At 33.3% G+C, this 12,082-nt stretch carries 12 protein-coding genes; 10 read left to right on the top strand and 2 right to left on the bottom strand.

What is annotated here, in order from left to right; all coding sequences use genetic code 11:
- The first annotated feature begins 48 nt into the window (after positions 1-48).
- From FJ651_RS12020 to FJ651_RS12065, 10 genes are all read left to right on the top strand, one after another.
- On the top strand, positions 49-849 hold the full coding sequence (locus tag FJ651_RS12020) for an outer membrane protein assembly factor BamD (protein ID WP_140990783.1): 801 nt from the start codon (positions 49-51) through the stop codon (positions 847-849).
- A gap of 10 nt (positions 850-859) precedes the next feature.
- On the top strand, positions 860-1,189 hold the full coding sequence (locus tag FJ651_RS12025; RefSeq protein ID WP_216746151.1) for a DNA-directed RNA polymerase subunit omega: 330 nt from the start codon (positions 860-862) through the stop codon (positions 1,187-1,189).
- 11 nt (positions 1,190-1,200) lie between these two features.
- Positions 1,201-2,412 (top strand): bifunctional phosphopantothenoylcysteine decarboxylase/phosphopantothenate--cysteine ligase CoaBC, encoded by a 1,212-nt coding sequence (coaBC, locus tag FJ651_RS12030; RefSeq protein WP_140990785.1) that lies wholly within the window; start codon positions 1,201-1,203, stop codon positions 2,410-2,412.
- Positions 2,405-3,292, top strand: a complete 888-nt coding sequence (gene porD / locus FJ651_RS12035) for a type IX secretion system protein PorD (protein WP_140990786.1) — start codon at positions 2,405-2,407, stop codon at positions 3,290-3,292. The genes coaBC and porD overlap by 8 nt, the downstream gene beginning before the upstream one ends.
- 68 nt (positions 3,293-3,360) lie before the next feature.
- A complete protein-coding gene (gene recN / locus FJ651_RS12040) occupies positions 3,361-5,013 on the top strand; it encodes a DNA repair protein RecN (protein WP_140990787.1) in 1,653 nt (550 codons plus the stop codon).
- Between the two features lie 126 nt (positions 5,014-5,139).
- Positions 5,140-5,958, top strand: a complete 819-nt coding sequence (locus FJ651_RS12045; RefSeq protein WP_140990788.1) for an enoyl-ACP reductase FabI — start codon at positions 5,140-5,142, stop codon at positions 5,956-5,958.
- A gap of 210 nt (positions 5,959-6,168) precedes the next feature.
- Positions 6,169-7,176 carry a glycosyltransferase gene (locus tag FJ651_RS12050; protein ID WP_140990789.1) on the top strand — a complete coding sequence of 336 codons (1,008 nt, stop codon included), beginning with the start codon at positions 6,169-6,171 and terminating at the stop codon, positions 7,174-7,176.
- A gap of 110 nt (positions 7,177-7,286) precedes the next feature.
- Positions 7,287-7,871: a dephospho-CoA kinase gene (coaE, locus tag FJ651_RS12055; protein ID WP_140990790.1), complete on the top strand. Its 585-nt coding sequence runs from the start codon at positions 7,287-7,289 to the stop codon at positions 7,869-7,871.
- Positions 7,872-7,951: 80 nt separating this feature from the next.
- A complete protein-coding gene (locus FJ651_RS12060) occupies positions 7,952-9,523 on the top strand; it encodes a sensor histidine kinase (protein WP_317130888.1) in 1,572 nt (523 codons plus the stop codon).
- 3 nt (positions 9,524-9,526) lie between these two features.
- Positions 9,527-10,237 carry a response regulator transcription factor gene (locus tag FJ651_RS12065; RefSeq protein ID WP_140990791.1) on the top strand — a complete coding sequence of 237 codons (711 nt, stop codon included), beginning with the start codon at positions 9,527-9,529 and terminating at the stop codon, positions 10,235-10,237.
- Positions 10,238-10,286: 49 nt separating this feature from the next.
- Here FJ651_RS12065 and miaA read toward each other — a convergent pair whose 3' ends face one another.
- Together miaA and FJ651_RS12075 are read right to left on the bottom strand one after the other, a co-directional pair.
- Entirely contained in the window at positions 10,287-11,195 is a 909-nt protein-coding gene (miaA, locus tag FJ651_RS12070) for a tRNA (adenosine(37)-N6)-dimethylallyltransferase MiaA (RefSeq protein WP_140990792.1), read from the bottom strand.
- Complete coding sequence (locus tag FJ651_RS12075) at positions 11,188-12,021, bottom strand: ion transporter (RefSeq protein ID WP_140990793.1); 834 nt, start codon at positions 12,019-12,021, stop codon at positions 11,188-11,190. Before FJ651_RS12075 ends, miaA begins: the two co-directional genes overlap by 8 nt.
- Positions 12,022-12,082 lie beyond the last annotated feature (61 nt).

The following is a 12,082-nucleotide window of genomic DNA, read 5'->3' on the forward strand; positions in this document are numbered from 1 at the left end:
GTTTTTAAATTATGTTTTATTTATGTACTTTTGCCCACTGTTTTTAATATGAAGAAACTCTTATATATATCGTTCATTTTTGTAGTATTCTCTTCTTGTAGCGACTTTCAAAAGGCGCTCAAGTCTGAAGATATTTCAAAAAAGTTTGAAATGGGTACATCATTGTTTGAGGAAGGAAAATGGAACAAAGCCAATAGATTGTTTGCGCAAATTGTGCCACAGTACAGAGGTAAACCACAGGCAGAAAAGCTGATGTATATGTATTCAATGACTTTTTACAACATGGAAGATTATTATGTGGCGGCTTATCAATTTGAGCGTTTTGAAACCAGTTATCCCAATAGTGAAAAGGTTGAAGAAGCTTCGTTTTTAGGCGCAAAAAGCGCTTATATGTTATCTCCCAAATACAGCAAGGAACAAAAAGAAACCATACAGGCAAGTGAAAGATTGCAATTGTTTATCAATAAATATCCCGATTCTGAATCTTTACCCGAAGCCAATCAAATGGTGAAAGAATTAGATATTAAGTTAGAAAGAAAGGCTTTTGAAATAGCTAAGCAATATAATTTAATAACAGACTATCCGGCATCAATAAAGTCTTGTGAGAATTTTATACTCGAATTTCCGGGAAGTACTTACAGAGAAGCTACCTTTTATGTGAGATTTGACAGCGCTTATAAATTAGCTGTTAACAGTGTTGAACAAAAAAAGGAAGAGCGTGTTAAAGATGCCATTAAATATTTTGAGGCCTATAAAAAAGCCTATCCAAATGCAGAAAATATTCAATTGGCATCAGAAATGCATAAAGAATTAACAGACATACAAAATCAATTCAATACAAAAAGCTAAAAAGTTTATGATGGATTTAAAAAATACCAAGGCTCCTGCTTCTACAATTACTTACAATCGTGAGGAAATTGATGCTACAACTAATAATATTTATGAGGCAATTTCAGTAATTTCTAAAAGAGCTGAACAAATTAATACTGATATAAGACGCGAACTTGTTGATAAGTTAGAAGAGTTTGCAACTTATAACGATAGTTTAGAAGAAGTTTTTGAAAATAAAGAACAAATCGAAGTTTCAAAATTCTACGAAAAATTACCAAAACCCCACGCTTTGGCAGTTCAAGAATGGTTAGACGATAAGATTTACTACAGAAATACTGCCGATACTACACCGGAGTAATCCCAAATAGGATGTCTATTTTAAGCGGTAAAAATATTCTTGTTGGCATTAGTGCCGGCATAGCTGCTTATAAATCGGCACACTTAGTAAGAGGTTTTATTAAAGCAGGTGCTAACGTCAAAGTCGTTATGACGCCTGCTTCTAAAGATTTTATTACACCGCTTACGCTTTCAACACTTTCTAAAAACCCTGTTTTATCTTCTTTTACAAATGAAGAAGATACCAATGCTGTTTGGAACAATCACGTCGAGCTTGGCCTTTGGGCCGATTATTTTATCATCGCTCCCGCAACGGCTAACACCATTTCTAAAATGTCTACAGGCGAATGCGACAACCTTTTACTCGCTACTTATCTGTCGGCCAAATGTCCTGTGTTTTTGGCGCCGGCCATGGATTTAGATATGTATAAACATCCCGGAGTTACAACAGCTTTGACAAAATTACAATCTTATAACAATATTGTAATTCCTGCTACTTCTGGTGAATTGGCTAGCGGACTAATAGGTGAAGGCAGAATGGCCGAACCCGAAGCTATTGTTGCGTTTGTAGAACAATATGTTTTATCTGGCTTACCGCTATTCGGAAAAAGAATGCTAATCACTGCGGGTCCAACTTACGAAGCTATAGATCCTGTTAGATTTATAGGTAATCACTCCAGTGGTAAGATGGGCTTTGAAATAGCCAAATGTGGCGCAAATTTAGGTGCTGAAGTTGTGTTGATTTCAGGTCCGAGTGCCGAACACATCCATGATAACCTTGTTAAAAGAATTGATGTTGTAAGCGCTCAGGAAATGTATGATGAGGTTCACAAACACTACGATAATGTTGATATCGCGATACTTTCGGCGGCAGTGGCCGATTTTAAACCAAAGTTTATTTCAGATATAAAAATAAAAAAGCAAGAGACTGCGTTATCTATTGAGTTAGAAAGTACCAAAGACATTTTAAAAAGTCTGGGAGACATGAAAACACGACAATTTTTGGTTGGCTTTGCCTTAGAAACTAATGACGAGATTAATAATGCCACTAAAAAATTAAAGTCGAAAAACTTAAATTTAATAGTGCTCAATTCCTTAAATCACAAAGGTGCCGGTTTTGGTGTTTCAACTAATAAAGTTACTTTTATAACAGATCAAAACGAAGTTATTGACAATGATCTCAAATCTAAAGCCGAAGTTGCTTCAGATTTGGTACAATTAATAATCAAAAAAATAAATGCGTAACTTTTTTATTTTAATTGCGGTATTTTTTTCGGTTCAATTGATGTCTCAAGAACTCAATTGCAAGGTAGTTGTTGATGCACAGCGCACTGCTAACCAAAACATTCAAATTTTTAAGGCGCTTGAAAAACAATTAACCGAGTTTATCAATAATACTAAATGGACCAACAAAACCTATAAGGCGCAAGAAAAGATTAATTGTAATATGGTTATTAACGTTCAAAATTACGATAGTAACTTTTTTACGGCAACACTTCAGGTTCAGGCTTCCAGACCGGTATATAATTCGGCTTATACCACACCAATTTACAATTTTAACGATAGAGATTTTTCGTTTGAGTATCTAGAGTTTCAAAATTTGGTCTACAATCCCAATCAGTTCGAGTCTAATTTAATATCTGTTATCACTTTTCATATTTATATGATTTTGGGAATGGATGCCGATACCTTTTCTAATAATGGCGGTGATGAGTATTTTGTGCAGGCGCAGACCATTGCAAATTATTCGCAACAAAGTAATGCTAAGGGTTGGAGTTTACAAGACGGTCTTCAAACCAGATTTGCTTTGATTGACAATATTTTGTCACCAACTTTTGCCGAAGTAAGGTCTACTATGTATTCTTATCATATACAAGGTTTAGATCAAATGAGCGCTAATCCAATGAAAGCTAAGCAAGTAATTGCCTCACTTCTTCCTGAGTTAGATAAAATGAACAGGCGTAGACCCAATTCTTTCTTAATGCGCGTTTTTCTGGATGCCAAAGCCGATGAAATAGCGCAAATCTTTAGTGGCGGACCAAGTGTAAACATCTCTGAGGTGCTAGAAACCCTCAATAGAATTGGTCCAACCTACACCAGACAATGGAGTAGCATAAAATTTTAGAGCCTTTTTCTAATTAGCTTACTTTATTTCATTTTTACACTAACTTTGTGTTTCAATTTTAAGCACGGGTGTTAAGTAATCTAAATATTAAAAATTACGCATTAATTCAGCAATTAAATGTCAAATTTGATGCTGGTTTAACTATTATTACCGGCGAAACCGGAGCCGGTAAATCTATTTTATTAGGTGGTCTTGGTTTAATAATGGGTAAGCGTGCAGACCTGTCGGTGGTGGCAAATTCTAACGATAAATGTGTGGTTGAAGCTGCTTTTGAAATTGACAGATATCAACTTAAAGATTTTTTTGAAGCACAAGATTTAGATTATAATTCTACCACCATTATTAGACGTGAAATTTTACCATCGGGTAAATCAAGAGCTTTTGTAAACGATACACCGGTTACTTTAGAAGTTTTGCAATTACTGGCTCAAAAATTAATCGATATACATTCGCAGCATCAAACCCTCGAACTTACTAACGACGAGTTTCAGTTTAATATAATCGATGCATTGGCCGACAATGGTAAAGATTTGGAGTTATACAAAAACACGCTCAAAACTTATAAAACTGAAAGTATTACACTTCATCAACTAAAAGTAGAACAAGCTGAGGCGCTTAAAACCTTAGATTACAATCAGTTTCTACTCTCCGAATTGCAAAATGTAAACCTGGAAAATACAGATTTAGAAACTTTAGAGCAGGAATTTGAAACACTTAACAATGTAGAATTTATAGCCGAACAACTCTCTTTAAGTCAGAATTACATAGCAGAAGAAAATTTTGGTTTGATAGGAAAACTAACTGAGTTAAAGCAGATGCTTTCCAAAATATCAGGTTTTAATAAACGATACGAAGACTTAAAAAATCGTATTGAAAGTATTTTAATAGAATTAAAAGATATTCATTTAGAAATTGAAAGCGAAACCGAGTCGCTTGAAACGGATCCATCGACTTTGGAGGCGATTAACGAAAAATTACAACTATTTAATAATTTGTTTAAAAAACATGCGGTTGATGATATTTCAGGATTAATTAATATCAAAAAAGATTTAGAAAATGCTGTTGATAAGTCGTTTGGAAACGATAACCAAATTAAACAGCTGGAACAATCTATTGAGAAGTTAAACAGAGATTTGTTAGAAATTGGAAACAGACTGCATCAAAACAGGGTAAAAGCAATTCCGGTTTTAATTGAGAAAATAACATCTATATTAACAGATTTGGGTATGCCAAATTCCGATTTCAAAATTGATTTTGAAAAAACTAAAGAGTTCAAATCAAATGGTTTAGACAATATTAGCTTTTTATTTTCGGCTAATAAGGGTATGCAGTTTCAATCACTTAAAAAATCAGCTTCAGGTGGTGAATTGTCCAGAATTATGATGGCTATTAAAACCATTTTGAGTAATTATATACAAATGCCAACGCTTATGTTTGATGAAATAGATACCGGAGTTTCGGGCGAAATCGCCAACAAAATGGCTGACACCATGATAAAATTGAGCAAAAACATGCAGGTATTTGCCATTACACATTTACCACAAATTGCTGCAAAAGGTCAAGCTCACTTTAAAGTTTATAAGCATGATACAGGCTCAAAAACCGAAACTAATTTGAAGTTATTGTCAGAAAACGAGCGTATTAATGAAATAGCTCAAATGCTTAGCGGCAGTAGTTTGCCAAGTTCGGCCATCGCACACGCCAAACAATTGTTGAATTAAATTATTTTCGAATTAAACTTTACATTGAAACTTTTTTAACTTTGAAACAATAAACTAAGAACCGTAAATCTGCCTGATCGGCAGGAAGGCAACGAACATTAAACTATAAACCACAAACAAAACATCATGTCATACAACTTACTTAAAGGAAAAAGAGGAATTATTTTTGGTGCTTTAGATCCCAACTCCATTGCATGGAAAACAGCAGAGCGCGTTTACGAAGAAGGCGGCACATTTGTTTTAACCAATGCGCCAATAGCTATGCGTATGGGGCAAATTAAAGATTTAGCCGAGAAAACTAATTCGCAAATTATTCCCGCAGATGCTACTTCTTTAGAAGATTTAGAAAATTTAGTGAATCAATCTATGGAAATTCTTGGCGGTAAGTTAGACTTTGTTTTACATTCCATAGGGATGTCTATTAACGTGAGAAAGGGTCGTCACTATACAGATCAAAATTACGATTGGACTCAAAAAGGCACCGATGTTTCTGCAATGTCTTTTCACAAGGTAATGCAAACGCTTTACAAGGCCGACGCCATGAACGAGTGGGGAAGTATTGTGGCCCTTACTTATATGGCGGCGCAGCGCGTTTTTCCGGACTATAACGATATGGCCGACAATAAGGCTTATTTAGAAAGTATTGCCAGAAGTTTTGGTTACTTCTTCGGAAAAGATAAAAAGGTAAGAGTAAACACTATTTCTCAGTCTCCAACGCCAACAACAGCCGGTCAAGGTGTAAAAGGGTTTGATGGTTTTATAGCCTATGCCGAAAAAATGTCGCCTCTTGGCAACGCCACAGCCTTAGATTGTGCCAATTACACAGTAACCTTATTTAGCGATTTAACCCGAAGAGTGACTTTGCAGAACCTCTTTAACGATGGCGGATTTAGCAACATGGGTGTGAGTGATGCCATTATGGATTACTTTATGAAGGACGAATAAATAAACCAAAAATAAAATATTACTAAATATCAATAATCAAGTATTGAATTAGATTAATTCCTTTTGGATGTTTTTTAATTTTGTTCTAGTCAATAAAATAGGAATATTTTTTCCAAGAAAAAAACTCAATTACAAATCTTATGAAATATTGATATTCAATATGTTAATTTGTAATGATTAGTTAGTATTTTATGATGACCTTTACAGTAGATGAGTTTTAAAGAGATTTCTTTTATAATACCAGTTTATAATAGGCCAGATGAAATTCACGAGCTTCTCCAATCTTTTTTAAAACTGGAAGGTAATTTTTTATTTGAAGTCCTCATTATTGAAGACGGTAGTACGGTACCGGCAAAAGCTATTGTCGAGAAATACATAGATTTACTAAATATTACTTACTTTTTTAAACCCAATACCGGTCCTGGTGACTCCAGAAACTATGGTATGAAGCGGGCCAAAGGAGATTACTTTATAATTCTTGATTCTGATTGTTTGCTGCCTTCAAACTATCTTAATGCTATAGATAGTTATTTAAAAATGAATAACGTTGACTTTTTTGGTGGTCCAGATGCCGCACATCCATCTTTTTCTCCTTTACAAAAGGCTATTAATTTTGCCATGACATCCTTTTTAACTACTGGTGGTGTAAGAGGAAAAGAAGCGCAATCAAAAAAATTTCAACCCAGAAGCTTTAATATGGGGCTGTCCAAAAAGGCCTTTGAAGCATCGGGAGGATTTGGTAATATTCATCCCGGTGAAGATCCTGATTTAAGTATCAGGCTCTGGGATCTTGGTTTTAAATCGGCTTTTATTAAAGATGCTTTTGTATATCATAAACGACGTATTTCGTGGATTAAGTTCTATCAACAGGTTCATAAATTTGGACTGGTAAGGCCCATTTTAAATTTTCGATATCCGCAATACAGTAGTTTGACTTATTGGTTTCCTTCTTTTTTCATTTTTGGTTTGTTGTTGGCTATTATATTGTTTTTTTTAGGAATTAATTTTGCGCTATTGTGTTTTGCGTTTTATTTTTTATTGTTATTTGTCTTAGCGTCTGTAAAAGAGAAAAGCCTGTTTATTGGCATGATGGCTGTTTATGCCGTTTTTATTCAGTTTTTAGGTTATGGCACAGGTTTTATTTTTTCGTATGTTAATATTCATATTTTAAAGAAGGACGCCATTCAAATATTTCCGCAACTCTTCTATAAAAATTAGCATACATTCACCATTAAAAGAATTGAATATTAGATGTTTTTTGAATAGGTAAAATAACTAACTTTAACCAATGGCTTTTATTAATTTAATTTTTTAAATTACAATTAATCATGAAAATTGTTGGTATAACAGGTGGTATTGGTAGCGGAAAAAGTACCGTTGCCAAGATGTTTGCAAGCAAAGGTATACCTGTTTATACCGCTGATGACGAGGCTAAGAAATTAATGAATACTTCAAAAGTAATTAAAAGACACCTTACTAATTTATTAGGTGAAGCATGTTACAAAAACGGAGAGATTAATAGAGCCTATATTTCATCAAAAATATTTAATGATAAATCTTTATTACAACAAATAAATGCCATTATTCACCCCAAAGTAGCTACCCATTTTAAGCGCTGGTTAAAAAAACAAACAGCGCCTTACATCATTAAGGAGGCGGCTATCATCTTTGAGAATAGTTTACAAGACCAGTACGACGTAATTATTTTGGTTGTAGCTGATAAATTTACACGTATACAGCGTATTTTGAAAAGAGATACAACAAGTGTTGACAAAATTGAAAATGTAATGAAAAATCAAATGTCTGACGAAGAAAAAATCAAATTATCTCACTATGTTATTTATAATCAAGATTTAGATGAAACTGCTCAACAGGTTACTAAAATACATGGCAAAATATTAGAATCTCTTTGAAAATTTCTAAATTTTAACATTTTTGTTAATGTAAGGTTAAATGGTCAAATCTCTAAATGTTAAAATCTTAAATTTGAACTGTGCGTAAAAGGTTTTTCGTCATACTGGTGATATTAATGAGCTTGTCGCTAATTGGTATCATATTTGTCCAAGCTTGGTTTATCGATAATAGCTTAACTAATGAGGAGAAGCAATTTACGCTTAATGTGAAGCGTTCATTGAGTTTTGTTTCTAAGGCAATAGAGGATAAGGAATTCCAATATTACAGTTCCAAAATGATGGAATTGATAAAAGAAGGTGGCGTTTCAGATTCTGTTAAACTTAGAGAAATGATTGTTCGATATCGGGACGAAGACCGCAACGAAACAACCATATACAGAAATATCATTTCTGAAGAAAGCTTTAAAGTACCTTCTTTGTTCTTTGAAATAGGTTTAGACAGTGTAAATGTTAGTCGTTTATTCAACCGAAGAGAAACCATGGTTTTCAATGAAAACAACTTAGATGGTAATTTCAGTGTAAAACCGGAGGAAACCATTGTAGAATACTCAGCCTTAGACGAAGTTGCCAAAAAATTGTTTGAGCAAGGATATCGACAATACTATAAAAACTACCCGGTGTATAAGCGTATTGATACTGAAGAAGTAAGGCAATTGCTTGATGATGAATTGAATTCTGAAGGTATTAATATAGATTTTGAATTTGCTATATACGACAGAGATTTAGCCACAAAAGTTCAAAGCGATAATTTTGAATTAAATAAATCAACAAATTATGGAGTTCCCATTTTTTTGGATAATAACAACCAAAGTGATTTTAATTTAATAGTCAATTTTCCTGATCGCACTAAGTTTTTGTTTTCAAATTTAATTTGGCTTATTGTTCTTTCAATATTTTTTACAACCATCATTATTGTAGCTTATTCTAATGCGGTGTATCAATTAATTAAACAAAAACAGATTTCTCAAATTAAAACAGACTTTATCAATAACATGACTCATGAGTTCAAAACACCTATCGCCACAATAAATTTGGCTTTAGATGCAATAAAGAATCCAAAAATCATTGATGACAAAGAAAAGGTGTTGCGATACATTCAAATGATAAAAGATGAAAACAAACGCATGCATGCTCAGGTTGAAAATGTACTTAGAATTTCGAAACTAGAGAAAAACGAACTTAACATCAGTAAGGAAAGACTTAAATTACACGACATAATCGATGCAGCCGTGTCTCATGTTGATTTGATTGTTGAAGATAGACAGGGCTACATTAAAAAACATTATAGTGCCGCAAAATCATCGGTTTTGGCTAACGATACTTATTTTACGAGTGTTATAGTTAATATTTTAGATAATGCTATAAAATATACTGAGGGGCAGCCTGAAATAAATATTTATACCGAAAACATAGGCAATAACATCATTTTAAAAATTGTCGATAATGGTATTGGTATGTCTAAACAAGTTCAAAAACGTGTGTTCGAGAAGTTCTATCGCGAGCATACCGGAAATGTTCATAATGTAAAAGGCCACGGCTTAGGTTTGGCATATGTAAAACAAATTGTTGATGACCATCAAGGTCATGTATCTGTAGAAAGTGAAAAAGGAAAAGGTAGTGTCTTTACTATAAAGCTACCATTAATATCATAAATCATGGAAGAAATAAATAAGAAAATTTTATTGGTAGAAGACGATCCAAATTTTGGAACCGTTTTAAAAGACTATCTAACAATGAACAACTACGATGTTGTTCTTGCTAAAAATGGAATGGAAGGTTTTGAAAAGTTTAAAAAAGACGATTACGACCTTTGTATTTTAGATGTGATGATGCCTTATAAAGATGGTTTTACCCTTGCTAAAGAAATAAGAGAAAAAAATGCCGATGTGCCAATTATATTTTTAACCGCAAAAGCCATGAAAGATGATGTGCTTAAAGGTTATAAGGTTGGTGCAGACGACTATCTTAACAAACCTTTTGATAGCGAAGTACTTTTAATGAAAATAAAAGCCATTATGCAACGCAAGGCAACCGATACCGTTGCCGATAGCAAGCAGTTTGAATTTAAAATTGGTAAATTCCACCTAAATTCAAAACTCAGATTTTTAAAGTACGATGGCGGCGAGCCTATTAAATTATCTCCAAAAGAAAACGATTTATTGCGTTTGCTGGCATTGCATGAGAATGATTTAATGCCACGTGAATTAGCACTTACAAAGATTTGGAGAGATGATAATTATTTTACTTCCAGAAGTATGGATGTTTACATCGCTAAACTTCGTAAATATTTAAAATTAGACGAGACCGTTGAAATTTTAAATATCCATGGCGAAGGTTTTAGATTGGTAGTGAACAGAAATGACTAAACTAAACTTTATTTAATTTGAAGTCCGGCATTAACCTGTCGGACTTTTTTTATTCGTTTATTTTGCTTTTAATAAATTCCAAAATAATATTGGTATCGGTTTTATAATCAAACCACTCAATGCTATCATCTTTTCTAAACCAGGTAAGTTGCCTTTTGGCAAATCTGCGGGTGTTTTTTTTAATTTCAGAAATGGCAAATTCTAAATCTGTTTCTCCTTCCAAATAAGCAAATAACTCTTTATATCCAACGGTATTAAGCGCGTTTAAATGTTTATGGGGTAATAATAATTTAGCTTCATTTAATAAACCTGAATTCATCATTTGGTCTACACGTTCATTAATGCGATTGTAAATTATAGGTCTTTCGGCTGTTAAACCAATTTTTATTATTTCAAAATTTCGTTTTGGTTTTGGGTTGTTTAAAAAATCTGAATAGGGCTGACTACTGCCAATGGTAACTTCCAAAGCTCGAATCACTCTGTGCGGATTGTCAATTTCTATAATGTCATAGGCCTGCGGGTCTAAAGTTTTTAATTTATTGGCTAATGCACTTAAACCTTTTTGCTCGAGTTCAATGTTTAATTCCAACCGTACTTTAGGGTCTATTTCGGGGAAGCTATCTAAGCCTTTGGTTACGGCATCAATATACAAACCTGAACCGCCTACCATTACGGCAACATTGTGTTTAATAAAAATTGTTTTTAAACATTCAATAGCATCTTTTTCAAAATCACCAACGGTGTATTTATCGTGTATTGAAATATGTTGAATAAAATGATGTTGAGCATTATGCAGTTCTTCGGGTGATGGCACAGCAGTACCTATAAACATTTCTTTATAAAATTGCCGGGAGTCTGCTGATAGAATTTCGGTATTAAAATAATTGGCAATTTTGATGCTTAAGGCTGTTTTGCCAATAGCAGTAGGCCCAATCATAACTATTAGGTATTTACTCATTATCTAATTTTGTACCACATTTTCTGCAGTAAGCAGCATCTGAATTGATGATATCAACACCACAATTTTTACAAGCTTCCTGGTTATTTGGTTTTGTGTCACCTCGTGTTGAGGCGTATTCAGCTGATATGATTCCTGTAGGTACGGCTATAATGCCATAACCAATAATCATAATTAAAGTTGCTAACATTTGTCCGAGTGGCGTTTGAGGAGTAATATCTCCAAAACCGACTGTGGTTAAGGTAACAATACACCAATAAATACTTTGTGGAATACTTTTAAAACCATTTTCAGGACCTTCAATTAAATACATGATGGTTCCTAAAATAACCGAAATAATTAAAACGAAAAAGATAAAAATAAATATTTTAGACCTGCTCTGTTTTAATGCTCTTGTCAAATTATTGGCTTCGCCTACAAATCTTATCAACTTTAAAATTCTGAAGACGCGTAACAACCTTAAAGCTCTAAAAACCGCTAGAAATTGCGTGTCTAAGATGAAAAAAGACAAATATTTAGGTATAGTAGAAAGTAAATCGACAATACCATAAAAACTAAAGATGTATTTTTTTGGTTGCTGAACACATATAATTCTTAATATATATTCAATTGTAAACAATATAGTTACAACCCATTCTGAAATGTCAAAAAATGAATGATATTTATTGTCGTACGATTTAACGCTTTCAAGCATTACAATAACAATACTGTAAAGTATAGTTATAAGTAAAACAATATCAAATAATTTTCCAGCGGGGGTATGCGTACCGTATATAATGGTATGTATTTTACTTCTCCAACCGGGATGTGGTTTGGTGGCGCTCATAAATTGCAATATTATATTGCTAATTTAAACAGAATAAGCAGAATTACTAATTTAACCACAT

The sequence above is a fragment of the Paucihalobacter ruber genome, from assembly GCF_006494535.1.
In the GTDB taxonomy this organism is placed as follows: Bacteria; Bacteroidota; Bacteroidia; order Flavobacteriales; family Flavobacteriaceae; genus Paucihalobacter; species Paucihalobacter ruber.